At 38.1% G+C, this 26,253-nt stretch carries 27 protein-coding genes; 7 read left to right on the forward strand and 20 right to left on the reverse strand.

The features are described 5' to 3' along the window. The first annotated feature begins 23 nt into the window (after nt 1–23). Nucleotides 24–965, forward strand: coding sequence for a helix-turn-helix domain-containing protein (locus EZ456_RS14300; protein WP_131531197.1), 942 nt, complete (start codon nt 24–26; stop codon nt 963–965). A 473-nt stretch (nt 966–1,438) separates the two neighbouring features. On the opposite strand, the gene EZ456_RS14305 is transcribed toward EZ456_RS14300, so the two are convergent. Continuing rightward, nucleotides 1,439–2,029, reverse strand: coding sequence for a 2OG-Fe(II) oxygenase (locus EZ456_RS14305; protein WP_225876549.1), 591 nt, complete (start codon nt 2,027–2,029; stop codon nt 1,439–1,441). A gap of 108 nt (nt 2,030–2,137) precedes the next feature. Here EZ456_RS14305 and EZ456_RS14310 point away from each other — a divergent pair, with 108 nt between their 5' ends. Together EZ456_RS14310 and EZ456_RS14315 are read left to right on the forward strand one after the other, a co-directional pair. Further along, entirely contained in the window at nt 2,138–3,142 is a 1,005-nt protein-coding gene (locus EZ456_RS14310; RefSeq protein ID WP_131531199.1) for a phosphotransferase enzyme family protein, read from the forward strand. A 62-nt stretch (nt 3,143–3,204) separates the two neighbouring features. Next, nucleotides 3,205–4,068 (forward strand): dienelactone hydrolase family protein, encoded by an 864-nt coding sequence (locus EZ456_RS14315; RefSeq protein ID WP_131531201.1) that lies wholly within the window; start codon nt 3,205–3,207, stop codon nt 4,066–4,068. Between the two features lie 588 nt (nt 4,069–4,656). Here the strand turns inward: EZ456_RS14315 and EZ456_RS14320 are convergent. The 14 genes from EZ456_RS14320 to EZ456_RS14385 all read right to left on the reverse strand — a co-directional run bounded on the left by EZ456_RS14320 (nt 4,657) and on the right by EZ456_RS14385 (nt 14,649). After that, complete coding sequence (locus EZ456_RS14320; RefSeq protein WP_131531203.1) at nt 4,657–5,619, reverse strand: hypothetical protein; 963 nt, start codon at nt 5,617–5,619, stop codon at nt 4,657–4,659. Nucleotides 5,620–5,626: 7 nt separating this feature from the next. Then, entirely contained in the window at nt 5,627–6,724 is a 1,098-nt protein-coding gene (locus EZ456_RS14325; protein WP_131531205.1) for a toxic anion resistance protein, read from the reverse strand. A gap of 27 nt (nt 6,725–6,751) precedes the next feature. Further along, nucleotides 6,752–7,366: a TerD family protein gene (locus EZ456_RS14330; protein ID WP_131531207.1), complete on the reverse strand. Its 615-nt coding sequence runs from the start codon at nt 7,364–7,366 to the stop codon at nt 6,752–6,754. Nucleotides 7,367–7,370: 4 nt separating this feature from the next. Beyond that, nucleotides 7,371–7,925 carry a TerD family protein gene (locus EZ456_RS14335; RefSeq protein ID WP_131531209.1) on the reverse strand — a complete coding sequence of 185 codons (555 nt, stop codon included), beginning with the start codon at nt 7,923–7,925 and terminating at the stop codon, nt 7,371–7,373. A 2-nt stretch (nt 7,926–7,927) separates the two neighbouring features. After that, nucleotides 7,928–8,764: a phosphoribosyltransferase family protein gene (locus EZ456_RS14340; protein ID WP_131531211.1), complete on the reverse strand. Its 837-nt coding sequence runs from the start codon at nt 8,762–8,764 to the stop codon at nt 7,928–7,930. Continuing rightward, nucleotides 8,751–9,455 (reverse strand): HAD family hydrolase, encoded by a 705-nt coding sequence (locus tag EZ456_RS14345; protein WP_131531213.1) that lies wholly within the window; start codon nt 9,453–9,455, stop codon nt 8,751–8,753. The genes EZ456_RS14340 and EZ456_RS14345 overlap by 14 nt, the downstream gene beginning before the upstream one ends. A 104-nt stretch (nt 9,456–9,559) precedes the next feature. Then, the gene (locus tag EZ456_RS14350) at nt 9,560–10,375 is read right to left on the reverse strand and encodes a TerC family protein (protein WP_131531215.1); all 816 of its coding nucleotides are present in this window, start codon (nt 10,373–10,375) and stop codon (nt 9,560–9,562) included. A 152-nt stretch (nt 10,376–10,527) separates the two neighbouring features. Further along, on the reverse strand, nt 10,528–11,547 hold the full coding sequence (locus tag EZ456_RS14355) for a WD40/YVTN/BNR-like repeat-containing protein (RefSeq protein ID WP_131531217.1): 1,020 nt from the start codon (nt 11,545–11,547) through the stop codon (nt 10,528–10,530). A gap of 7 nt (nt 11,548–11,554) precedes the next feature. After that, nucleotides 11,555–11,986, reverse strand: coding sequence for a DUF2147 domain-containing protein (locus EZ456_RS14360; RefSeq protein ID WP_131531219.1), 432 nt, complete (start codon nt 11,984–11,986; stop codon nt 11,555–11,557). A gap of 100 nt (nt 11,987–12,086) precedes the next feature. Next, the gene (locus EZ456_RS14365; protein ID WP_086545469.1) at nt 12,087–12,464 is read right to left on the reverse strand and encodes a DoxX family membrane protein; all 378 of its coding nucleotides are present in this window, start codon (nt 12,462–12,464) and stop codon (nt 12,087–12,089) included. Between the two features lie 373 nt (nt 12,465–12,837). Next, the gene (locus tag EZ456_RS14370; RefSeq protein WP_131531221.1) at nt 12,838–13,224 is read right to left on the reverse strand and encodes a DUF1801 domain-containing protein; all 387 of its coding nucleotides are present in this window, start codon (nt 13,222–13,224) and stop codon (nt 12,838–12,840) included. Continuing rightward, on the reverse strand, nt 13,214–13,633 hold the full coding sequence (locus EZ456_RS14375) for a hypothetical protein (protein ID WP_131531223.1): 420 nt from the start codon (nt 13,631–13,633) through the stop codon (nt 13,214–13,216). The genes EZ456_RS14370 and EZ456_RS14375 overlap by 11 nt, the downstream gene beginning before the upstream one ends. 14 nt (nt 13,634–13,647) lie before the next feature. After that, entirely contained in the window at nt 13,648–14,154 is a 507-nt protein-coding gene (locus EZ456_RS14380) for a DinB family protein (RefSeq protein ID WP_131531225.1), read from the reverse strand. Nucleotides 14,155–14,157: 3 nt separating this feature from the next. Next, nucleotides 14,158–14,649 (reverse strand): DinB family protein, encoded by a 492-nt coding sequence (locus EZ456_RS14385; RefSeq protein ID WP_131531227.1) that lies wholly within the window; start codon nt 14,647–14,649, stop codon nt 14,158–14,160. Nucleotides 14,650–14,784: 135 nt separating this feature from the next. Between EZ456_RS14385 and EZ456_RS14390 the strand changes: the two genes are divergently transcribed. Beyond that, nucleotides 14,785–15,744, forward strand: coding sequence for a GlxA family transcriptional regulator (locus EZ456_RS14390; RefSeq protein WP_131531228.1), 960 nt, complete (start codon nt 14,785–14,787; stop codon nt 15,742–15,744). Nucleotides 15,745–16,251: 507 nt separating this feature from the next. Here the strand turns inward: EZ456_RS14390 and EZ456_RS14395 are convergent. Then, complete coding sequence (locus tag EZ456_RS14395; RefSeq protein ID WP_131531230.1) at nt 16,252–17,121, reverse strand: AraC family transcriptional regulator; 870 nt, start codon at nt 17,119–17,121, stop codon at nt 16,252–16,254. A gap of 214 nt (nt 17,122–17,335) precedes the next feature. On the opposite strand from EZ456_RS14395, the gene fucP reads away from it, so the two are divergent. From fucP to EZ456_RS14410, 3 genes are all read left to right on the forward strand, one after another. Next, the gene (fucP, locus tag EZ456_RS14400; RefSeq protein ID WP_131531231.1) at nt 17,336–18,646 is read left to right on the forward strand and encodes an L-fucose:H+ symporter permease; all 1,311 of its coding nucleotides are present in this window, start codon (nt 17,336–17,338) and stop codon (nt 18,644–18,646) included. Nucleotides 18,647–18,654: 8 nt separating this feature from the next. Next, on the forward strand, nt 18,655–20,292 hold the full coding sequence (locus tag EZ456_RS14405; RefSeq protein ID WP_131531232.1) for a UxaA family hydrolase: 1,638 nt from the start codon (nt 18,655–18,657) through the stop codon (nt 20,290–20,292). A gap of 153 nt (nt 20,293–20,445) precedes the next feature. Continuing rightward, the gene (locus EZ456_RS14410) at nt 20,446–21,228 is read left to right on the forward strand and encodes an L-fucose dehydrogenase (RefSeq protein ID WP_131531233.1); all 783 of its coding nucleotides are present in this window, start codon (nt 20,446–20,448) and stop codon (nt 21,226–21,228) included. 380 nt (nt 21,229–21,608) lie between these two features. On the opposite strand, the gene EZ456_RS14415 is transcribed toward EZ456_RS14410, so the two are convergent. The 4 genes from EZ456_RS14415 to eboC are packed head-to-tail and all read right to left on the reverse strand — an operon-like array spanning nt 21,609 to nt 26,251. Continuing rightward, nucleotides 21,609–22,958 carry an alkaline phosphatase family protein gene (locus tag EZ456_RS14415; RefSeq protein WP_131531234.1) on the reverse strand — a complete coding sequence of 450 codons (1,350 nt, stop codon included), beginning with the start codon at nt 22,956–22,958 and terminating at the stop codon, nt 21,609–21,611. An 8-nt stretch (nt 22,959–22,966) separates the two neighbouring features. Further along, a complete protein-coding gene (gene eboE / locus EZ456_RS14420) occupies nt 22,967–24,172 on the reverse strand; it encodes a metabolite traffic protein EboE (protein WP_131531235.1) in 1,206 nt (401 codons plus the stop codon). Nucleotides 24,173–24,175: 3 nt separating this feature from the next. After that, on the reverse strand, nt 24,176–25,339 hold the full coding sequence (locus tag EZ456_RS14425; RefSeq protein ID WP_131531236.1) for a 3-dehydroquinate synthase: 1,164 nt from the start codon (nt 25,337–25,339) through the stop codon (nt 24,176–24,178). A gap of 27 nt (nt 25,340–25,366) precedes the next feature. Beyond that, a complete protein-coding gene (eboC, locus tag EZ456_RS14430) occupies nt 25,367–26,251 on the reverse strand; it encodes a UbiA-like protein EboC (RefSeq protein WP_225876550.1) in 885 nt (294 codons plus the stop codon). Nucleotides 26,252–26,253: the final 2 nt, after the last annotated feature.

The raw sequence follows: 26,253 nt of genomic DNA on the forward strand, positions 1-26,253 counted from the left end.
TTACTGTATTAAGCACTTAAAATATGTTATCAAAAAATCAAGAGCTTTCTACCCTTCAAAAAAAAGAAACATTAGAAGATTTTTATAATAAATTAAAAATCACGCGTCCAGAAATTCCTACACCGAGCTTAGGGATGATCAATGATATCGGGCACTTTAATGTTTTTAACAGGACTACCGTTTGCAGCAATGTACCATCTGTTTTTAGCCGCAGAGATTTTTATAAGATTTCACTAATCATTGGCAAAGGTATTTTGCATTACCCTGATGCGCAGATCGAAATCAAAGGCCGGGCATTGCTGTTTACCAATCCAAATATCCCGTATTCCTGGGAAAGTACTTCCCCAAAACCCGCTGGGTTTTTCTGTTTATTTACGGAGAATTTTATCTATAACCGTAACGAAACCCTTCGCGATTCTTTATTATGGCGCATAAATGATAGTCCGGTAATCCACATTAACGAAGAACAGGAAGTAATATTAACGGATATCTTCTCTAAAATGATGAAAGAAATGGATGGCGATTACATCCATAAATATGATTTGCTAAGAAATTATGTGCAGCTTATTGTTCACGAAGCGCTAAAAGTTAAACCTCAGGATATTATTTTTAAGCAAAATAATGCATCGGCACGTTTAACTTCATTATTTATCGAGTTATTGGAAAGGCAGTTTCCTATTGGTTCTACAGAGCATATTTTGGAGTTAAAAACGGCCCACGATTTTGCCTGCCGCTTGTTGGTACATGTAAATCATTTAAACCATGCCGTAAAAGAAGTAACGGGCAAAACTACCTCTGAGCATATTTCGAGAAGGATAGCAACCGAAGCGGTGGCCTTGCTAAAACATACCGAATGGAATATTGCACAGATAGCCTATTGCTTGGGTTTCGAATACCCGGCCAATTTTAACATATTTTTTAAACGTCAGATGCAATGCACACCAAAAGGTTTCCGTGCAAATTGATGATAATCGTATTAAACCTAGTCGTTTAAATATGCGAAGCGCCAATCCTGAAATGAGGAAATGGCGCTTTTTTATTTCATCACCTAGTCATGCGTCATTTCGAGTGGAGTATAACCAAACCTGGAAGCTATGGAGAGGATCGTTCAGGCTGTATCATAAGTTATAGTTCCATTCGAATTTGTCACGTTGAGCTTCCCGAAAAATCGGGACAAGTAGTCGAAACGCCTTTCGAGATATAAACAGGTCCTTCGACAGGCTCTCCGTAGGAGTCCTTTGGACAGGATGACAATTCTATACTTATGATACAGTCTCCTTATCAATAACGATTTCAAAAATAGATGCTGAAACAAGTTCAGCAGGACGCATCTTTGGATGGAAATCTCTTGTATAAGCAGTTCCTTTTTTACGCTACCACAGCTACCTGATCACTTTTACTAGCTTCCAATACATCTAACAGTTGTCGATATTGAAGATTAAATTTTAAGCCATCCTGTAATACTCATTCTTTGTTTATGGGTAAGGAGTACTTCGTGTGCCAGATCAGAACTCTTAAAGAAAACACTTTTACCATTATTAGGCGAGATATTCTGCTCTTCATCAACATGATAAATGCGCAGTTCTCCCCCATCTGCTACTTTCCAATCTGCGTTTAAATACATAATCATCGAGTATTGCCTACTTCCATTATTCTGAAACTGATCGATATGTTTTTTGTAAAATGTACCCGATTCATAAAGCGTATAATGAAACTCGTAACCAGTGATACTGGTGTAGCAGGTACGGTTTAAGTATGCAACAAATTCGTCGATCAAATCGAAGAAATCATTTTCGTATTGGTTTTGGTGTTTTCTATCGAGCCAGTAAATTACATCGCTCCTGATCAGTTTATCCTGATTCACTACTGCATCGTTACCCACACCAGCATTTAGAAATTTTTTGTTCTCGAATAACCCCATCAGGTTATCTTTAAGGTGTGCCGCTAAAGAAACACTTAAAAAGTTCTCGGCAATCCCTACTTTATCTTCGATAAAACTATCGATAAGGCAATTAAATATTTTCTCCAACAGATTGGTTTAATCTTAAAACAGCATGCCTAAGATGAGTAAGGTAGTCTTAATTAATCGCTAAGATGTCGTTTTGAAAATTTATATTTGAAATCCCAACGCCATCGTATGCAGAATATCTTCCCCGCGCAATACTCCACCTTATCAGCCGCTGCTTTAAAAGATTATTTAATTGAAGCTTATCAGTTAGATCCATCTACAATATGCCGATTACTCATCAGAAATGTAAGCGATACTTATGTGCTGAAAAATCTGAACCAGAAATATATCTTCAAAATCTACCGCTATGCACATCGTAAACGCAACGAAATTGAAGCTGAAGTAGAGTTGCTCAACATTCTTAAAGCAAATGGAAATTCGGTTTCCTACCCAATTACTGATGTGGAAGGAAAACAGATCCAACAATTTAATGCCATAGAGGGTATAAGAAACGGCATACTGTTTTCTTTCGCAGAGGGAAAAGTAATTCTGGACCTCGAAAATACACACCTCACGCAATTAGGCCGTGATATGGCCAAACTGCATCAAACTACTTCTTCGTTAAAGCTCAATAACCCTCGACCTGTATTCAGCTTTGAAACCACCTTATATGATCCATTGAGAGATTTGAAGCCACATTTCTCAGAAATGCCTGAGGAATTTGACTATCTGACAAACATCGCAGATAAAGTAGTAAAAAAATTCGAAGCGTTTGACACCTCAAAATTCAGTTATGGCTATTGCCACTATGATTTTTTCCCTAAAAATTTCCATTTTAATGAGCAGGGAAAAATTACCTTCTTTGATTTCGATTTTGCAGGCGAGGGTTACCTGATCAACGATTTAATGTCGTTCCTTAACCATTATTTCTTCCACCAATTGAATAACCTAATCTCCAAAGAACAGGCAGAAAAGGATTTCGATACCTTTCTAAACGCTTACCAACAAGTGCGTCCATTAACTGATGATGAATTAAAAGCTATTCCTTATCTGGGTATTACCTTTCATATCTTCTTCTTGAAATTCTTTTATGATAATTACGACGATTGGTCGAATGCTTTTTTAACACCTAGATATACCAAACACCGTGTAATGTTGATTAAAAAATGGGAAGAAATGTATTGTAACTTTTAGGCAATGCTGCCTCAAATCTCGACATCCTTTTCTATCTTGTATAGTAATTCTAAATCAATAAGATGGACCAGAAAATAATTAACCTGTACGATGAGTATACCCACAGCCAGGTAAGCAGAAAAGATTTTATGAGAAAATTGGCTATCCTGGCTGGTAGTACAGCATTGGCCATCACTATTCTGCCTATGCTCGAGAATAACTACGCTGCTGCTGCAGATTTTAGCAGTGATGACATCGAAGTTGAGAATATTACTTATCCTGGCGCTGATGGTGATATGAAAGCTGTACTGGCTAAACCAAAGGGCAAAAAGAATTTGGGCTGTGTACTGGTTATTCATGAAAACCGAGGTTTAAACCCACATATTATTGATGTAACCAAACGTGTTGCCGCCGAAGGTTTCCTTGCGCTTGGTGTTGATGCCCTTTCGCCGCTTGGTGGAACCCCGACAGACGAAGATAAGGGGCGCGAGTTGATCGGCAAATTAGATCCTGAAAAGAATTTACAGAACTATTTAAAAGGGCTGGAATATTTACGCAACAGGAAAGATGGAAATGGTAAGGTGGGTTGTGTTGGTTTTTGTTGGGGCGGTGGAATGGCAAACAAGTTAGCGGTTAACGATCCTAAACTACAGGCTGCAGTTGCTTATTATGGCGCACAGGCCAACGTAGTTGATGTTCCTAAAATTAAAGCGAGTTTAATGCTCCATTACGGCGGTTTGGATGAACGCATCAATGCAGGAATCCCAGCTTATGAACAGGCTTTAAAAGACAATAAAATTGATTACAAAATTTACATCTACGATGGTGTAAACCACGCCTTTAACAACAATACCTCACCAACGAGATACAACGAAACCGCAGCAAAACTTGCCTGGAGCAGAACAATTGATTTGTTTAAACAGAAACTGTCAATATTAACGAGATAGTAATTAGACAATTATAAAAAAGAAGTCAAGTTTTAAAAACTTGACTTCTTTGGCTATTAGCCTATTATTGAACAAATTATGTCTCACATTGGAGATTTCCCTGATGAATCTTCATCCGATAGCTATCGGATGCGAGAAGGCTTTTTCGGCTGACGAAGCAATCTGAATGTATCAGATCAATTAGCGAGTTTTGTAAGATTGCTTCCCCGAAAAATCGGGGCAGGCTGTTGTTCCTCTTCGCAATGACGACTTCTCTATTTTGTAAACATGTGTTCAGTGTTTCATAGGTGCTGTGGCCCCGCCATCGCTCATAGTCCTCGCTGCGCTGCGGGCTATTCCGCTCTGTCGGGTTTATTTAACAAAAGTTGGCAGGTAGAATATCGTTAATAGTACCACTAACTCTGCTCCTTAAACCCGATTGCAATGTAAAGCCCACAGCGAGGCACGAGCGAGGACTTGGCATAAAAAGCGGGACTGCCAATACCGAAAAGCACTGTAACTGATTTCCAAAAACTTAACTAACCTTGTATAAACCCTTAGCTGTAAGATTGCTTCGTCGTTCCTCCTCGCAATGACGAACAATTATATTTAAAACAAATCTGTCTTCAGCATGGTCTTCAAAATATTCGATTGAACATCGAAATTATTGAGGTGGTTTAAGAAATTGATATCTGATATTTTACCGTAACTATCTTCTAATAAATTAACAACCTCATTAGGAATTGCCGTTTTTAAAACCGCAGCGTTACTTTTTAACTTGTCGTTTTTATATTGTAGTTCTTGTACAATCCGCTCACGCTCAGAAAGGTTATTAGACATATCCAAATCTTTCAAAATGGTTAAATCGCAGAATAAGAACAGGTTTCTGCTGGGAAAAAACAGGTAATAACTGTCTATATCTAAAAATTTATATACTTCAATTACCAGTTCGCCCGATTTTAAACCAATGTAAAATTCGGTCCTAAAATCGTATTTACACAACTTGCCCATCAGCTTTTTCTCGATGGTTGCATAAACATTGGTATATACCTGTTTACGCTGAAAATCAATCAGTTTAGCAAATTGATCAGTAGTGAGATCGAAATAAAAATCGTTGGCGTATTTAGAACTAAAAACGTTGATATTTTTAGAAAAGGGGAAGTCGGCACTGAGCTCAGACAATACACTGAACAACTTGCGCAGCGATAAGTTGACTTTAAGCGATTGTTTTTGTTTATCCTGCTGAAAACCTTTCTGACCGACAAGCGCACTTGCCATGCGATCGATAAGCTCTTCGTTCAGATCAATTTCATCGTAGATGAGTGATACGTTTTTTTCATTGCTCTTTTTAATCTTTTTGAGCAGCTCAATCACACTATCGGTAAACTGAAGATGGAAAAGATCTAATTTTTCGATCTCCAGTTCTTCGTTGTTGGCAAAAAGTTGATGAATAACCTGGCTTCTTAAGTAAATTTTATAAATCACTTCATCATCAAAAAATACAGAGAGCAACTGTAAACGGTTGATCTCTGCACTTGATTTTTTGATAATATTTAAGCGGTATTCATCCATATTTTAATTAACTCACCCTCGTAACGTTCTTTTTCAACTCTGTTTCCAAAGTTTTAAGTTCGCCATCTAACACCCTTCTGCTCTGTGCACCCGCTTCATGGATCTGTTTAACCTCATTAAGCGTTTCAATCAACGATGAAGTAGTTTGTTTTAATGTTTCCAAAGATACTACTGTTTTTTCATTCTCTCTGGCTACATCAATACTGTTTTGTTTCAGCATCTCCGCATTTTTCTGCAAAATGGTATTTGTAGTATCCGAAATTTTCTTCTGCATCTCTACATTGGCTTTTTGCCTTTGTAAAGCAACAGCAATAGTCAATTGATTTTTCCACACCGGAATGGTTGTAGACACAATCGACTGTGCTTTTTCTGCAATTGAGGTATTGTTGTTCTGCACCACACGGATCTGCGCTAAAGATTGCAGCATAATGAAACGAACAATCTTCATATCGGCCAGTCTTTTATCCAAACGGCTAATGAAATCCCTTAAATCGGCAATTTCATAATCCTGATAATCGGCAGGTCGGCCTTCCATTTCAGCAAGCTTGATGTTCAGCTCGTTATATTTCATCTGTCCGGCAATAATCAGTTCTTCCATTTGATGGATATAACCAACATTGCTATCGAACATGGTTTGCAGCGAACTGTTGTCTTTAATGGAGTTTAACCTACCAGCTTTAATTTTGTTGGTGATTTTATCAATATTATTCACCACTACATCATACTTCTGGAAAAGTTTCTTTACATCAACAACAAGGCTCTTTAAAAACGGGATTTTAGAAATGAAGTTCTTAAATGCACTCTGTTCCAATTCTGAAACATCTATATAGTTCAGTTCGGTAAGCAGTTCGTTAATTAAACCGCCAACTTCGCCGCTGTTATAAGTCCGTACAGACGATAAAAACTCGTTACTGTATTTTTCCATTGAGTTTTGGGCATCGCTTCCGTAATTCAAGATAGAATTTACGTCTGATGGTTCTAACGATTTTCCAATCTCATTGTATTTAAGCGTTTCCTCGGAGGTTATTTTCTCGAGATCCACATTGCCATCTTTATCCAGCTTAACCGGAGTAAGGGCTTGGGTAACGTTTGGGTTGGTTTCCATAGTTTGATCAATTACCAGCTTTAAGGCTTATAAATAGTTTTGAGTTACGGTTTTAACGGTATCTTCCAGTTTTTTATCCTTTGTTGGTTCACCAATAGCGTTAAATTTCCATTCACCGTTTTTCTTGTAAAAAACACCCATTACCATCGATACGTGACCAGCAAAGTTAGATCCGTTAGCAATATCGAATTTAGCAAAAACCTCGTTAACACGTTTCGTTGTTCCTTCATAAATGCGGATTGAAGCAAAAGGAATTGTGCCAAAATCGTGACCTCTAAAGCTGTTCAAAACAAAGGCAACATAGTTTACACTAGCATCTAACTGAGAGAAATCAAGTGTGATAATCTCGTTGTCTAAGCCATCATCGCCGCCCATGTCGCCTGTTAAATCATCTCCACTGTGTTTTACAGAACCGTTTTTAGATTTTAGGTTACCAAAATAAACTACCTCTAAAAGTTGTTTGTTTTCATTATATAATGCGCAGCTTCCATCTAAATCTACAGCTTCTTTTGATGATCCGAAACCGAACATGCCTTTCTTTTCAATTGCGCCCCAGTTAATACCAACGCAAACATTTTGAAGTTTGCTACCGTTGCTTTTTTCTAGACTGATACGCTGTCCTTTTTGAAGATTGATTGCCATAATATTATTGATATTTGTTTATATAATCCTGTAAGCCACCTTTCATACCTACGCCAACGGCTTCAAATTTCCATTTGCCTTCGCGTTTGTAAATCCTTCCAAATTCTACTGCTGTTTCGATAGAGAAATCCTCTTCTAATTCATATTTTAAGATCACCTCATTGGTTACAGCATCAAAAATACGGATGAAGGAATTTCTAACCTGACCAAAATTTTGTCTTCTGTTATCAGCATCATGAATGGTTACCACAATACAGATTTCGTTTACTTTAGCATCAGCTTTGGTTAAATCTATTTTGATCTGCTCATCATCGCCATCGCCATCACCGGTTAAGTTATCACCTGTGTGTTCAACCGAACCATCTGGAGAAACCAAATTGTTATAGAACACAAAGTTTTCGTCAGAAATTAGTTTTTTTTGATCGTTCAGTAAAAAAATAGAAGCATCTAAATCGAATGCAGAACCTGTTGAAGAGCTGTTGGTGTCCCAACCTAAACCTATTGTAAATTTAGGAGCATCGATATTTTCTCTTTGCCCCTTTTGCAAATTAATAGCCATATTTAAATTAATTTATAATTGTTGTTTTTGATATAGTCTTTTATAAGATGTAAATTTTTCGAATACGCCTCTATGGTATGGTAATTATTCCCTAAAGATAGATCGTAAAGCTGGTTGATAAAATCGGTACTTCGGCGTTCTAAAAACAGATTAAAACTGCTCGAAGTAGTATTTAAAATGTATTTCACAATACGGGTGTTAAACCTAAAATTGCCGCTATCAATAATCTCTTCCAGATCAAAAATAGATTTTATCTGATGGTAATTCAGAAAATTTTCTACATTGGGATGGATGTTTTTATTCACCAGTTCGGCAAAATAAAGCATATGCATTTCGTTCTTTAAACCATATTCCTTTGCCATTTTTAAGATCATCCGCTCGTGGCTTCCGGTAATTTTAATATCATCCAGAAACAACAGGGTTTTACCTACCAGAAAATCTTTATCAATATGGAATGAATCGTTACCGATGAGCGAAAGCCTTTCTTCAGCACTTAACTCCCCATAATCTTCTTTATAGGTAATGGTTCTGTGCACTTTGGTTTCCTGTACAGCCAAACCACCATTTTCGACTAACCAACGGTTAAGCTGGCAAACGAAATAGTTTTTCATGGCAAAGGTTGCCGTTGGAATAAAACTATAAGGACTAGAAATAACCACAATCTGATCGGTTATTACATTATCAGCCAAATAATAGCGGATAAAGCCATCGGCTAAATCTTTTCCGAAAGATCTGGCTACCAGATCATCGCCAAATTTAAAACGGCTGTACTCGTCGGCACTAAAGCCAAAATTGGCTGTATTGTCTATTTTATGGAGTGAATAACTATACGGTATCATAGAGTAGGTTTGAGATAGATAGGTGATTGGAATTGATGAGCATGCTGTTAATTCCCATTGCTTCTGCCCCGCGAACATCAGCATGGGGGTTATCGCCAACGTGGATCACCTCTTTTAATAATAATCCAGGGTGTCTTGTTCTGTCGATGGTATCCAGCATCAACTGAAAAAATCCGGCATTGGGTTTAGACATCCGAACTTCATCAGAATACAGTTGAAAATCTATAAATTGATCGATCTCCAAGTGCTTGACTACTTTTTTAAGCGTTTTACCTTTTATAAAACCGGTATTGCTTAAAATATTTGTAGAGCTTTTGTCTGATTCTTTAATTTTAGCCAGCACATCCAAGCAATCGCTGCAATACAACAAAGGCATGTACATAAATATGAGTGCTTCCATTTCAATATAAAGCTGGTCCAGGTCGATATCGTGAAAATTAAAATCGTAATCGTTGATCATGCCAATAACCATTAAATACATTTCATCGGCATCTACATTTTTCCCGGTTTTCTCGTTAATGGCATTAACCATTAAATCTACCTGGCGAAAAATTACAGCAACTTCTGCTATACTTTTATGCTTGGTATTAAATTTTTGATAAAAATATTGTGTTCTCTCCTGTTTAAATGCTGGATTAGATTTAATCAACGTTAACCAAAGATCGAATGAGTAATGTTTGTAAAAAGCCATTGCACCCTGTTTCCTAATCTGTTTTATAAATTCTAATATTACAAATTTGATTGTAATATTAATAACGTTTGATTGTAAGATTTATCACAGATAAGCCTTACAACTTAAGATTTATCCAATACCTTTTCGGCATCATCCGAAATTATGATATCGCTTTTGTGTTTTTTTGGATAGTTAAACAATATGGATGTTACTACTGGTATGATGAAAATTGCTACTGTAAAAATAGACACAAAAAGATCTGTTTTTTCACTTTCAATAGCATGAGAAATAGGCGATTCCGGATAGAAATGCGTCACTAACGATGAAGTAAGTTTAATTCCTAAAACACCAATTACGATGAATGCTATCGTTTCTAAAAAGGTAAATTTCTCCATCAGTTTCACAAATGCCTGTGCTACAAAACGCATAGCCAAAATCCCGATAAAAACGCCGATATAGATTAACCAGATGTGATCGGTAAAAGCCACAGCAGCAAAAACATTATCGATAGAGAAAGCCAAATCCATTACCTCTACTAAAGCAACAGTTGCCCAAAAATTACCCATTAAGCCAACAGTAGATTTATAAATCCAGCTTTTGCTTTTGTCTACTTCCTCTTCTTCTTCCTTGCCTTTATTATTCTTTTTTCTAAAATAATCGAAAGCCAGGTATAGCAGGTATAAACCGCCAAGTGGTTTTAGCCACCAGATTTGTACCAACCATGCCGCCAGGAACAAACAGATACCTCTAAAAACATAGGCACCAATAATACCATATTTAAGTGCTTTTTCCCTTTGCGATTTTGGCAAATCCATTACCATGGTTGCCAAAACAGCAGCATTATCAACCGAAAGCAAACTTTCGATCACAATTAAATTTAAAATAATTAATAATCCGGCCTGTATATCGTCACCTAAAATCGTGTGCAAAAAATCCATTGAGTGAGTGTGTATGTTTAAATTAAAGTTTTAGTTGACAGCAAAGAAACAAAATTTTATCAATCCCCATGCTTCAATCTTTTTTATTTATTGAATCGTTTTACTGATTAGATACTTTATCAATACAACTGTTACGTAATCGGACTGAAATTTTATTTAGTAATCTCCAATTGATAGATATTACCTTTTTCCCCAGCCAGAATAACCTGTTTACCTTTTTTAGCTTTTTGAACAGCATTAAAGCTTTTATCAGAAATGTGTTTCCAGTTTTGGCCACCATCAGTAGAAATATCTGCTCCTGAAGTACCCGTAGCAACTAAGGTTTTAGCATTAATATAGGTTACACCCGATCGGAAGCCTAAAACAGGTGTGCTTGGCTTTTGCCAGGTTTTGCCTCCATCACTCGTTAAAAGTACATTATTCGAATTTTCTTTATCTTTTAGGTAGTTACCACCAACGGTTACACCTGTTTTTTTGTTAAAAAAATCGATTGAGAAAGGACCAGTACTGCCTTCGCCCTGTAAAATCGGGCATTTAAATACTTGCCAGGTTTGTCCATAATCTGGTGAAAAGTAAATGTTGGATACTGTTCCACCAGATGCAATCCAGGTTTTGCCACCAGGCAGTGCTTTAATGGTTGTACCACTGGCTGCAAAACTCGCTTCACCTTTTGTTAATTTAGTTGTAAGGTTTGCAGATATATCCTGCCAGGTTTTACCAGCATCTACGGTTTTAAGTAGCTGCATTTTATCATTTATAGGATCGCCAAAAATGAGCCCTTTATTTTTATCCCAAAAACTTACCCCATCTAAAAATATTGCAGAATCTACATTTTTATAATTTTCTGTCCAGGTTTCGCCACCATCTACGGTTTTCAGAATATACGCCGGCGATGCAATGCCCACAATAATGGCCTGCTTATCATCGAAAGCTTCGATATCCCTGAAATCGATTTTTTCGTATCCTTTAGGTTTTAACCATTTCCAGGTTATACCACCATCAGTAGTTTTTCCTACAGATCCATTACTCCCACTTACCCAGGTAACCCGATCAGATACTACACTTAACCCGCGTAAACTGGTTTTGGTATTTTCATTCAATGGTTTAATGGAATACGATTGCGCAGCGCAAAAAAAAGGTGCCAATAAAAGGCACCATAAAATTTTTTTCATCTATTAATTATTTTACTCGTCTAAAAGTTTCTGATCGTCCTAAAAGTGAAATGCCAACATAACCACGAATGTTTAACACATCGTTACTTTTTAAAGATAGGTTACAGCTATACGTTTTTCCGCTTTTAGGATCGTAAATCGTTCCATCAGTCCACTTACCATCATCGTAAACAAAATCTTTCAATATTTCCAGATTCAACAAGGCACGCTTGTGTAGCTTTTCGTCAGGGTTTTTTACGTCTAATTTAGGTTTACCATTTATATTCGGTTCCTTCATCCAGGCTAATTTCCCATAATATTTATCGCCTTTTTTATAAATCTCTATTTGCCCTTCTCCTGAAGGATTAAGCCATTTGCCCACAACAGCATCTTTGTTCTGTGCAAATGCAGAAAACGATACAGCAACAAAAAGCAACATTAAAAATGGTAACTTCCTCATATTTTTTATTTCTAGTTAGTTTTTAAAGATAATAATTACACCTTATATCGAAACACTAAATAAAGAGAAAAAGTATGAGAAAGTTTAAAAACTATAAAATTTACTTTGAAACGATCGGCAGGTACTTAGCCCGATAAGCATAAAACAGGAATAAATTAAACAGCAGCATTACTGCAACCATAGGTAAATCTTTCGGGCCTAAAAATGCATGGTAAAGAAAAATATTTAAAGTAACCGGAAAAATTACCAGTGCAGCTAAAGGTGCTGTACGGCCAATAAGCAAGAGTATACCTCCAACCAGTTCGGTTATTTTAATCAATGGAAAAAGGTACACAGAGGCCATTAAGCCTGTCATAAAGCTCGTTTGTGCCGCTGTCATTTCCGGAGCCTTTGGCATGATATTAAGAAAATAGCTCACAGAAGCAAAAAGATACATGGCGGCCAGAAGCACGCGTACAATAATAACTGCAATTTTCATAGTGGTTTAATTTTTGGTTTCTATATTTAAAAATAATAAATGTTATTGGTTCTTATTGGTTAATTAGTTAATTAGCCATTAGTTCATTGGTGTAATAATCGGTTAATCGCTTTGGTTGATGGCCTATAGTTTTATGCTCAATAGCCATAATCTTATCAACCATGAGCCAAAGATCATCTATGTTGTCTATTCGCTTATTATATTACCACACCCGGGATTTATATTATCGCACCTGAGATTTAGATTATTGCCAGGCTATGAACCGTGGACTATTGACTCAAGACTGCTGACTCCAGACTATTTCGTATTATAATCGTAATTCACCATCCATTGAATGCCAAATTTATCGTTTTCTCCCTTCGGGGATAGTTAATTATGATTTGTTTTCAATTAGTTTAATCCAATTATTTACAAACTGCTCAAGCGCAGGCTGTTTCGCTTCAACATCAACCATACTGGAAAACCTTGCTTCGCGCCTATCTTTCCAATTGCCTTGCAATAGAGATGAATCTTCGATCATATTTCCATCGTAAAAAATAAAAATGATCTGCACATATCCATTAGCCCGAAGATTAAACGCAGCCAAATCCTTTATATAGTAAAAACTTGGCGAATTCCACTTCACTCTTTCTTGTAGTTTAGAATTTGAATTCAGGATGATACTCCGTAACCGTTCGATTTCCTGTTTAAAAGGATGCTCGAGTTTTTCCATATAATCATCAACCTGATCTGCTTTCTGCATGCGTTCCTTATTGCTCATTTGCAAGTTTTGTTAATTTGATATCCATCCAATGCACCCAGTTTTTACCATCAAATTGTTCCCATATTCCTTCAATGGTATTGGCTTTAAAATTCCCTTTAAATCTTTCAGTATCGGCAAATATTAAAATGATATCATCGTAAATTTTAAGGGTAGATATTGAAATATTGCCTTCATTATCGAACGATTGCGACCTAAAAACATCCTCCATATCATCATAATGTGTAATTTCTAACGATCGGATCTTTTTATCACAGAGCACTACATCTACCTGATGCGTTAAGAAAAAACCACCATCAACCCACTCGTAGGTATCTGTTCCAGCGATTATATCACCCGATTTTGTTAAACCTTCTGTTTTCCATTTACCGATATAGGGATTTAGTAGATTAAGCCTGTTGTTTCTCATAAATTTAGCTAAAATCAATTGCTATCCAGCTCGTTATAAATATTTTTCAATTGATGTACGTGTCGTTGTGTATGATAAATGACGAAATAAATTGCCTCTAACCTAGTTAGAAAGCCATACCCAGGCAGCTCATAAGCAGTACAGGTTTTAGTTAAATCTAAGCCAGTTACCGCATTTGATATCCCTTCCCTGATCTCCTTTAAACTTTTCAATAATTCAGGCTGGTTATACGTCCTGTCTTCAGGGTAAATCTCCTTAGGTGAATCGTACTTCACATTGAAATTCAAAAAATCTTTTCTAATTTCCTTTACCATTAAATCGGCTGGTTTATCAGTTTCTGTTACTGGCCCATTAATTACCTGCAGAAAACCGGAATTAGACAAAATCATATGTTCTGCCAATTGGCCGGCTGTCCAGCTTCCTTTAAAAGGTACTGCATTAACGTGCGCAGTATTAAATTTTGATAAAGTGTTTTCTAATGCCGACAAAGTTTCGTTGGCTTCTTTTATTATCTTTTCCATAGCTTACATGTAATTCATTCCAGGGTATCCTAATAATCTCCGCCACAATGCAATTTGCCCGATACAGTTCGCTTCGCGGTAACTGCTAAAGCTGATCATTTCAAACAGCGTGATCTCCATTCCGGGCATACTGAGTTTCTCTTCCAATTTCTCATCGGTAGCCTGAGTTAAAGCTTCTTGTAACTTTGGAGAAATTGCTGCCCAGTCCTTTATAAAATCTGCCAATGATGGATAAGTGGCATCATCAATAATTCCTTTGTTATTGGCAAAGAGTTCGTCGGTTATAGAGGGAATATCGATACCGAATGATTTCGCTAAAAAATAGCGGCCATGTACAACACTACCTGTAATCCATGCAATATGATTTGCTTTTTCTAATCTTTTTTGGGCATCCTTTTGGTCTATGCCATCCAAGGCCCTTATTAAAAAATCTGTTTGCATTTCGTAAAGCACTATAAAGCCGTACATCCTGCTACTCGTTGGTGTGGTTTTCATATCGTTTATTGATTAGGTAATTAACTAGAATAAAGTTAGTTGTTAATTCAGATGAACACCATTGCCGTAAAAGTCAATCTTAAGGGGCATTTCAGACAATTTTTATATATTTACGATACCTTAATTTTTAATCAAATGATACAAGTAGGTGTTTTACTGCCCCAAAACTTCAGATTATTAAGCATAGCGGCTATTTTAGACGTATTTGATACTGTTAATGGTTTTTACAGAAAAGATGCGCTTGAAACACCATTTAACATTAGTTTAATTACCCTCGACGATAAAAATTATAATTTTAGTACGCATCCTTGCGTGTCATTACAAGAAGCCGGACAGTTCGAACTGATTTTAGTTCCATCATTTGCAACCAACGATATTAAAGATTGCATCGGAGCCAACAGGGGCTATATCCCATGGTTAAACAAACAGCATACGGCAGGAGCAGAAATTGCTACCTTTTGTACTGGTGCATTTTTACTTGCAGCATCAGGACTGTTGGATGGTAAAGCTGCTACCACACATGTTGATGCATGCTCTGCATTTTCTACTGCATTCCCGTTGGTTCATTTAAAGGCTGATAAAACGGTAACACAAGACGGAAAATTATTTACAAGTGGAGGTGCAACCTCTACCTTTCATTTATTGCTGCACCTTTTACAGCTTCATTGCGGAAAAGATATGGCCGTTAAGGTAGCCAAGATTTTTGCTATCGATATGGACCGCGTAAACCAATCTTACTTTAGCACCTTCCAGCCTATCCGCCACCACAATGATGATATTGTTGCCTCTGCGCAAGAAAAAATTGAAAACAATTACCAGGATGTGGCCACCATTGAAGAAATGATTAAAGATATTCCTTCCAGTAGAAGAAATATTGTGCGTCGCTTTAAACAGGTAATCGGTATTACGCCTATCGAGTATCTTCAACAAACCCGCATCGAAGCCGCTAAAAAATTATTAGAGCAAACTGCGCAGCAAATGACAGAGGTAATTTATAACTCCGGTTACAACGATGCAAAAGCATTTAGAAAAGTATTCAGAAAATCAGTCGGGATGACACCAACGCAGTATAGGGATAAATTTCAGGTGAGGTAGATTTGAACCAAATATGGTTGTCATTCTGAATGTAATGAAGAATCTTTAACCAGTAAAAAAATACTTCTAAAAGCTATGATCAAAGTCAATACTTGTTCTTAAAGGATATAGTTAAAAGCAGTAGATTCTTCGCTGCGCTACAAATGAAAGGCTATAGTAAGGTAGGCGTCATTCCCGCACAGACGGGAACCACGAAGTGCTCAGCGAAGCTAATCTTAATGCAACCTACAAATCCTATAAAAGCATTACGATTCCCAATCGAGTTGGGAATGACGATTCATCGCATAATTTCTTTATCACTCCAACGTTTTTGTCAAAAACTAACCTCTCAGGATGACAATTCAATATTTATGATACAACCTTCTTGGCTATTTGAAGCGCAAAGCCTGTGGTTCTTAGTAAGCAGCTGTCCCGCTTTTACTCCAAGTCCTTACTCATGCTTCGCTCCGGGCTTTCCGTGCAATCGGGGCTATGAATGGTTGTTAGTTGCACTAAACATCAAAAATATTATTGCTTCGAAAATGCTTGCTGGTATTTCAATGGCGTTTTGCCAGTTATCTCCCTAAAATATTTATGGAAACTGGTAAAATTGTAAAACCCACAGTCGTAGCAGATTTCTTTCACGGTTAGATCGTTTTCGATCAATAATTTACAAGCCTGCCCTACCCTAATCTCGTTCAGAAACTGTGTATAAGTTTTTCTACTTTTAGTTTTAAAGAATTTACAGAACGAATTGGGACTAATTTTAGCTACCGCAGCAATTTCCTTTAGCTCTATTTTATTTTTGTAATTGCTGATGGTATAGTTATAAATAGATTGGATCCTGTCTTTTTCGTTCTCCAAAAAGTTTGGTTTAAACCCTAGCGAAACCAATATGTTTTTTTCTTCGCAATTGGCTATTTCAGTTAATACCTCGAGTATTTTTATAATCCTCATCGTACCCGTAGCCTCAATAATCTGTGGCATTAAATCAGCAATTCTCTCTTTTGAAGTTCCTTGTAGCTGAATGCCCTGCCGCGATTGCAGCAAGACTTTTTTGATCTCCTGATTTTCGGGAAGGTCGAGAAAATCCTTACCCAGAAAATCCTCCTTAAAATGAATCGCATAAACATCAACTGGTTCACCTGCGGTTTCATCAAAAAATTCAGGGTCAAAGCGCCAGTAGTGGGGCAAATTGCTTCCAAGTAAAACAACATCGCCATCCTTAAAATTTTTAATACTATCGCCAATAAACTGCGTTCCTCTGCCTTTTCTAACGTAGATTAATTCTAATGCAGCGTGGTAATGCCAACGGTTGTTTATATCGGGCATAATATCTCTTCGAGCGCTAAAAGAATCTACCGAATTAGTAGATACATTAAGTAAATGCGGTTTCATAAAATCTTAAAAAATCAATCTAATATGCAAAATTATTTTGCAATGTAAAAAATTGAGCCAATATCATTTAATAATTAGATCATAAAGTTAAATTTTTATTAACGCTTAACGGTTTAATTTGTAAAGCAACAACTAACCAAAAACATTGGCGCCAGAAGTTTAACTATTTTTATTTTAGCAGAACCTGCCTAAACCATTTATAACCAAATAAAACATGAGCCACACTCCATCAACGAACTTTCAGGTATCCGATACGCCAAAAAATGGCAAGGGATACTTACTCCCATTAATTTTGGTCACCAGTCTATTTTTCTTCTGGGGCTTTGTCCACAATCTCGATCCTGTATTAATTCCGCATTTACGCAAAGCTTTTCAGTTAAACGTTTTCGAATCTACCTTGGTCGATTCTTCTGTCTTTATCGCTTATTTTTTATTAGCGCTACCTGCGGGCTACATCATGCGCAAGTATGGTTATAAAAGCGGGATCATTTTGGGCCTTGTTTTATTTGCCATCGGCTGTTTATTGTTTATCCCAGCAGCCAATACCGCACAATATATATTTTTCTTAGGTGCACTTTTCATTATCGCCTGTGGTTTAACTTTTTTAGAAACCGCTGCAAATCCGTACGTTACTGTACTCGGACCGCCAGAAACAGCTACCCAACGTTTAAATTTTTCTCAATCGTTTAATGGATTCGCGGCTTTTATCGCACCAGTACTGGGCGGTAAATTTATTTTTACCGAAGCTAAGTATACAGATGCCCAACTGGCAAAGTTACTTCCTTTAGAAAAACAAGCTTACATACTCGAAGAAGCATCAACGGTTAAAGCGCCCTATCTAATCCTGGGTATTTTAATTATTGTAGTAGCCATCTTGTTTATTTTCACCAAACTACCCGACATTAAAGAAGACGAAAACTCAAAAGAAAAAAGCAGTTTTGGTCATGTATTAGGCCATAGCCATTTGCGCTGGGCCATAATTGGGCAGTTTTTTTATGTTGGTGCACAGGTTTGTGTATTGAGTTTATTTATCAGTTTCGTCACCTCATCTGCAGGTATCAGTCAGGATCAAGCAGCGTGGTATTCGGGTGCAGCAGGTTTAGCTTTTATGCTGGGCAGGTTTGCAGGAACATTTTTTATGAGATATGTGGCTCCACATAAATTGTTAATGCTTTATGCATTAATCAGTGCTCTTCTTACCCTCGTATCTATTTTTGCAAGCGGAATGATTACCGTTTATGCATTAATCGGTGTCGCCTTTTTTATGTCGATCATGTTCCCAACCATATTCTCATTGGGTATAGCAGGTTTGGGTAAAGATACAAAATTGGGTTCGTCGTTAATTGTGATGTCTATTGTTGGTGGCGCTTTTTTACCACCGATATTAGGTTTAATATCAGACGCAACCCATAATATACAATATGGATATTTAGTACCTTTTGTATGCTTTTTAGTGGTTTTCTACTTTGGTTGGAAAGGATGGAAACCCAATCACATTGAAAAAGAAATTAGTTTAGAAGTATAAAATTGACAATGAAGAAATTAGTCATCAAGATTAACAATGCTGATAACGTTTTGGTTGCGTTACAAGATTTACCTAAAGACACCAAAATACTGCATGAAGGAAATACCTACGTTACTGTTGATGAAATCCCTGCCAAGCATAAATTTTTTATGCAGGATATGAAAGCAGGCGATGAGGTAATGATGTATGGCGTTTTAGTTGGAAAGGTACAATTTGATGTAAAAGCTGGCATGCGGATGAATGTAGAGAATACCAAACATGCGGCAGAGCCATTTACCTATCGCAATGTTAATTACAAATGGGAGGCACCTGATGTAAGTAAATATGCCAACCGCAGTTTTAATGGTTATCATCGTAAAAACGGCGCAGTGGGCACCGCAAACTACTGGTTGTTTATCCCAACTGTGTTTTGCGAAAACAGAAATCTGGATATCATTAAAGAATCGCTTTATAGTGAGTTGGGTTATGCGGTAGATGATAAATATAAATCGTATACCCACAAACTGGTTCAGGCCTACGAAAATGGAGAAGACATCAATAGTATAAGTTTTGAACCTAAAGTAGATAAAGCTAGCCGCACTTTTAAAAATGTGGATGGGATTAAATTCCTCACGCATAATGGTGGTTGTGGCGGAACACGTCAGGATTCTGATACGCTGAGCAAGTTATTAGCGGCTTATGCCCATCATCCCAATGTGGCTGGTATTACGGTTTTAAGTTTAGGCTGTCAGCATTTGCAGGTAGAAGATTTTAAACGCGACTTGTTTGCACTTGATCCTGATTTTGATAAACCACTTTTAATTTTCGAGCAGCAAAAAGCACAAAGCGAAGAGCAATTGATCCAAAATTCAATCCGCAGTACTTTTGAAGGATTGATGTTTATTAATAAACAAGAACGTGCAGCAGCGCCGCTAAGCAAAATGTGTGTGGGTGTAAAATGTGGTGGTAGCGATGGTTTTAGTGGTATTTCAGCCAATCCAGCTGTTGGTTATTGTGCCGATTTATTGGTGGCCTTAGGAGCCAAGGTCTTATTGGCCGAGTTCCCCGAGCTTTGTGGTGTAGAACAAGAAATGATCGATAGATCTGTTGATCAGCCAACTGCCGAAAAATTCATCCGTTTAATGACAGAATATGATGATTTGGCACATAAAGTTGGTTCTGGCTTCTACATGAATCCTTCTCCAGGCAATATTAAAGATGGTTTAATTACAGATGCGATTAAGTCGGCAGGTGCTGCACGTAAAGCGGGTTCCTCTCCTGTTGTAGATGTTTTAGATTATACAGAACCTGCCACTAAACCTGGCTTAAGTTTGGTATGTACCCCAGGGAATGATGTAGAAGCAACCACAGGTAAAGCCGCTGCCGGAGCAACTTTAATTTTATTCACTACTGGTTTGGGCACGCCAACAGGAAATCCGGTTTGCCTAACCATTAAAGTGGCTACCAACTCGATTTTGGCTAAACGCATGAGTGATATTATCGATATCGACACTGGAGCAGTGATTAATGGCGAAAAAACCATTAACGAAATGGGCGAAGATATATTGGAATACTGTATTAAAGTAGCCAGCGGTGACGAAATCCCTAAAGCTGTACAGCTCAATCAGGATGACTTTATCCCTTGGAAAAGAGGTGTAAGCCTTTAAATGAGGGAAGATGGATAAGGTAAAATGAAAGTCCTAGCGTAAATCCGTCATTCCCGCGCAGGCGGGAATCTTAAAGCACCCATTATCAAGATTACCAATCCGATAGCTATCGAATTGGTAATGAATTAATTCAAACAAAAATATTAACCAAATATGAATTTAAATTTAGACGGCAAAATAATCTTGGTAAGTGGTGGTGCAAAAGGCATTGGCGCAGCAATTGTGAAGGCTTTGGCCATTGAAAATGCTTTCCCCATTATTATTGGCAGAAATGAAGATGATAACCTGAAAATGCTTCAGGAAATAACAGATTTAGGCTTAAAAGCAGATTATTTCACGGCAGAACTCACAGTGCCAGACAGCTGCAAAACCATTGTTGATGCAATAGTAGCAAAATACGGCAGAATAGATGGCTTAGTAAATAATGCAGGTGTTAACGATGGTGTTGGCCTCGAAAGCGGCACTTACGAAGGTTTTATGGAATCGCTACACAAAAACGTAGTGCATTATTACCTTTTAGCCAAACACGCCCTACCTGCTCTTAAACAGAGTAAAGGTTCGATTTTAAATATCGGTAGCAAAACTGCAGAAACCGGACAAGGTGGAACATCTGGCTATGCGGCATCGAACGGTGCCAGAAATGCCTTAACTCGCGAGTGGGCAGTAGAATTATTGCCCTTCAGCATCCGTGTTAATGCGATTATTGTTGCTGAAGCCTGGACTCCGCTATATGAGAAATGGATTAACTCTTTTGAAGATCGTGATGAAAAACTTAAAAATATTACCGATAAAATCCCTTTCGAAAACAGGATGACCAGTGTGGATGAGATTGCCAACATGGCTGTATTCTTATTATCAGATAAATCTAGTCATACTACAGGCCAATTGATTCATGTAGATGGTGGTTATGTACACTTGGATAGGGCGCTTTTGTAAACTATTTATCCTCAATTCTACCAGACACGTCATTCCCGCGCAGGCGGGAATCTTAAAGCGTCCAGTATTTGGCATTAAGATCCCCAATCAAACCGATAGCTATCGGTTTGGGAATGACGTAATGCTAACGCCTCGGTCTGTGTCCTTACAGACCGAAACACAAAAAACTTAAAAATATCGTGTCATTGCGAGGCTGGATATGAGCGAGCCAGCCTGTACCGATTCATCGGTAAAGCAATCTATTATGTATTTCTTATCAAAAAAGATTTTTCATTTGTAGTTTAATCTTTTAATGGTATTCAAGCTTGCTTCGCAGGTGCTTCACTCCTACGCAAGTCCCTCTCTTCAGTTCGCAATGACGAAATTAAGAAGCAAAATACTTAATCTGCTAAACTATCCCAGATAACCTGATAAACATCCGGTGCATATAAGGTTTTATCAATTGCTTTTGAGGTAACCAGAACAGGTTTAAATTTATCGGCTACATTAATGCTACCATGCGATCCTTTAATCAGCGTAGCATCAAGTGGAATTACATCCATCACATAACGGAAACCAGCTTTTTTCCTTAAAAGTTTGTATCCTGCTCTTAATTTAGAGGTCATGAACATTTCTACAGGATCGTAACCTGGTTTTTTATGGATATCAACTACCCGCGCATAATCTGGCGCTTTAGCATCATCAAGCCAAAAATAATAGGTAAACCAGCTGTTTTCTTTTGCAGTAAGGACCAAATCGCCAGAACGCTCGTGGTTAATGTGGTGTTTCTCCTGTTCTACCTTATCAAGTACCAATTCAATCTCAGGGACATTTTTCAATAAAGCCTTCACCTGCTCAGTTACACTTTTATCATTAATGTACACATGTGCAACCTGATGATCAGCCACTACAAATGCTTTAGAAGCACCAGGATCGAGTAACTCCAACCCTCTTTCTTCGCGAATCTGAATTAAACCGTTTTCCCTGAACAAACGGTTAAGGTGGATCGGGTTATTTACAGGCGCAATACCATATTCAGAAAGCAGAATGATGCGTGCGCCCCTGCTTTCGTAAAAACGCACCAATTCTTCTACTACCTGATCGATTTCTTTCAGTTCTGTACTGATTTTATCGAGCTCAGGGCCAAACTTTTGCAGACAATAATCTAAATGGGGCAAATAAATTAAGGTAAGCGTAGGATTATGCAGCTTTTCGGTTTCCATGGAGGCATCTGCAATCCATCTCGTTGATTTAATATTTGCGCCTGGCCCCCAGAACTGAAATAAAGGGAACTGCCCCAGTTTATTTTGTAAATGGTCGCGCAGTTCGGCCGGTTGCGAATAACAGTCGGGCAATTTACGGCCATCGGCAAGGTAATTTGGTCGTGGTGTTACCGAAAAATCGGCTGTCGAATACATGTTGTACCACCAGAACATATTGGCACAGGTAAAATTCGGATCTTCCTTTTTAGCCTGATCCCATATTTTTTCGGCATTCACCAGTTTATTAGACTGCTTCCAGAATTTAATTTCATTATCCGCATGATCGTACCATCCATTACCCACAATACCATTTTCTGAAGGATACTTACCTGTTAGATAACTCGACTGTACCGCTGTGGTAACTGCCGGCAATAAAGGTTCTATAGTAGTTATGTGGTGCTCTGCAATATATTGCTTAAGAAAAGGTGTATGTGCTCCAATTACGGAAGCAGATAAGGCTACGATATCGATAACAACGGTTTTGTGCATGTTCTTATTTATAATAAATTTTTAACCCAAGCTAGTTCCCTAATGATTGAATCATTTAAAGGCGCTTTTAAAGCTGCTGGCAAAACTTCCCAGGTATAGGTTTCTACTTCTAAATGCGAAGTAAAGGGGCTGTTTTTCTGCAAGTTTAGCACCTCGGCAATGTCTGACTGCGTAGATTGGATCAAACCCATATCTTCAACAAAAATGGGTACGTGGAAATGTGCGCGCCATTCGGCTACTGTTAGGTCTTCTCCTTCTGCCAAGGCATCATTAAGATCAGGATAGCGGACCAAACTGCCATCATTTTTTCTGGCTATTACCTGGTGGAGATAAGTAGGCTCATCAAAGCGGCCCAGCTGATCTAATACGGCTGTTCTCTCTGAAACTGATGCCGGTAATTTTGCTTTCAATGCCGCACTGATTTGGATTTTCCCAATTTTAATGCCTTTCTCCTGCAGCTCATTAATGATGGCGGTATGTGGTTCATAACCGATTGCAAAATGACAAACATCATAACACAAACGAATGTGCATCTTGATCAGATTTTCTGCTTTAGTAGCATTTAAGCCCGATCGCTCCGCCAAATATGTTTTTCCTGTTGGTAAAAGTTCATTTTCAAACCAGTTGATAAATTCCGGACCAGATTCGAGAAAACCATCTGGTTCTGGTTCAATATCGAGGTGGATGATTTTATCTGTTTGCTTATAGATTTTTGCTAAACCTTCAGCAACTTCCAAAACATGTATGCTTGCAGTAACTGTAGCTCTTTCCTTTTCTATAGTATTCTTAAACCAAGGTTTATAGCTCAGTGGCGAAGTCGAAATGCCACCATCTATATCTTCTGGGAGTAATAGCGAAAGAATTTCCGCTAAACGGAGTGTATAGTCAACGCGATCTCTTGTCGTCCAATCGGGTGCATGTACCTGATCTTTAACCCTGGTATGATGAAAACCGCCATAGGGAAATCCGTTCATGGTAAAAACATATCCACCTTCGCGCTTAAGCCATTGTTTAAATGTTTCCAGGTGATTTTCTTCCAGCAATTCGATACTGGCGAGATTGGAAAGGCGTAAACCAATGCCCATAAGCGCATTGGGCGACAGTTGGGCTTTTAATATCGGAAAGCTATCTTTCAACACGGCAAAATGTGCCATCCAGTTTTCGCCTGCATAAATATTGGTACAGAAGGTTAAATGTCCGGAAGTTAATTTCATAGCTTAATGTTGAATAATAGCGGTTTGGTTATTTAAAATTTCGGCAGCTTGTTTTAAAATATTCGCATCAATTTCATGAACTTCCTCTCCACTACCCAGGCCCGTAAGCAAAGTAATGGTGAGTTCGCCACCAAGATGCTCCCTAAATTCTTCCAGCCCCTGCAAAATTGGGCTATTACCTTCGGTAACCTGTAACAAGGGATGTGTTAATTCGAAACCAAGTTGCTGGATCAGAGTGATTACCCTTTGTGCATCATCGGCACTAATCCTGCCCGATAAGTTGGAATATACGGCATCTAAAGCAATACCCATGGCAACAGCCTCGCCATGCCTCACTTCAAAATTGGTCAGGTATTCGAGTTTATGGGCACTCCAATGACCAAAATCCAATGGGCGGGCCGAACCGTTTTCGAAAGGATCGGCACTGCGGATATGCTCCAGATGGAGTTTTGCGCATTTCCAGATCTGGTAGTTCATGGCTGTGATATCTCGTTGTGCAAGTGCAGTAGCATTCGCTTCTAACCATTCAAAAAATTCACGGTCTTTAATCAGTGCCACCTTAATCGCTTCGGCAATACCTGAACGCCAATCGCGATCGGATAAAGTGCTTAAAAATACTTCATCGTTAAAAACAGCAACTGGAGGTGAAAAAGTGCCTAAAAAGTTCTTTTTATTGAAATAATTAATTCCGTTTTTTACCCCGACGCCCGAATCATTTTGCGAAAGTACGGTACTCGGAATCCTGATATGTTTGATACCGCGGTGCGCGACCGTAGCCGCATAGCCCACCATATCGAGTACAGCGCCACCACCAATGGCCGCAACAAACGAATGCCTGTCGATACCATGAATATTGATGGCTTCCAATACCTGATCAAAATATTTAGTGTCGTTTTTAACCTGTTCTCCTCCAGGGATGATCAGAAGATCCTGAACTAACTGCGTTTGAGGGTATTTTGCAAAGTATGCTTTAATCTGGTTATTAAGCTCTTTGTGTGCATTTGCTACCCCCTCATCTATTACAAATAAGATCTTCTTTACTGCAACAGCCGGATTTAGGTTAACTAAAAAACTGTTCAACAGTTCGTTTTCAGGCAAAAAGAGTGATGAGGTAAAGAAAACATTATAATTATATTGTACCGTGAAGGATTGATGTAAATGTTCCATATCAATTTGGTAATGTGTGTTTGATGGTTAAGTAACGGCGAATAATTTAGAGAGCCACATGGATAATGGCAATAAAGCTGCAATTATAAAAGCCAAAATCAAGGCATCGAAAGTTACGGCCCAGGCCGCATCCATCAAAATAAGTGAAATTACACCAGCTTTTACTGCCCCGCCGATATTTTTACCGATGGGCTGCTTTATTGCTTTTAAAAGTGGCCTGAAAATCATAAAGGTAAAAGGAACCAGAAACAATAGCGACCACAGCAACCTATCGTTTACAAAAGCAAAATAAGCAATCGCGCAGATCACAATTGTATATAAAAAAGCTGCGATGTATAAGTTTTTAGCATGACCTCCGTGAACTTCACCTCGGCTGGTCATGGTGATGGAGAAAATATAAACTACAGGAATAATGGCCAAATAATAATGGCTGCAAAGCATTTCTGGCAAAATACTCAAACCCAGCAGCAAGTTAAACCCTCGGCATAAGCCCATATTCAATGGTCCGAAAAAAGAATGGTGTTTACCAAATTTATTATAAAGCAAAGCGAAAACGGCCACCAAAAGGGCCAATAATCCCGATGTTAAACTATTTAGCGCCGCCAAAGCAATTCCGGCAAAGAGCAACAGACTTCCTAAAATGGTTGCATTTTGTAAACTGATCAAACCACTCGGAATGGCCCGCTCCGGACGTTCTATTTTATCCAGATCGGCATCAAAAACATCGTTATAAACGATTCCTCCTCCATATAAACAGGCTGTTGATGTAGCCAAAAATACAATCGATAACCATGGAATGGAAAATCCACTGCTTAAAACGCCAGAAATGGCAATTCCCGCTAAAATATCGGCTACTGAAGTAACAATATTGGCAGGGCGCATCATGCGCAGGTAGACAATTATTTTTTTCAATA

The sequence above is a fragment of the Pedobacter psychrodurus genome (assembly GCF_004331735.1).
In the GTDB taxonomy this organism is placed as follows: domain Bacteria; phylum Bacteroidota; class Bacteroidia; order Sphingobacteriales; family Sphingobacteriaceae; genus Pedobacter; species Pedobacter psychrodurus.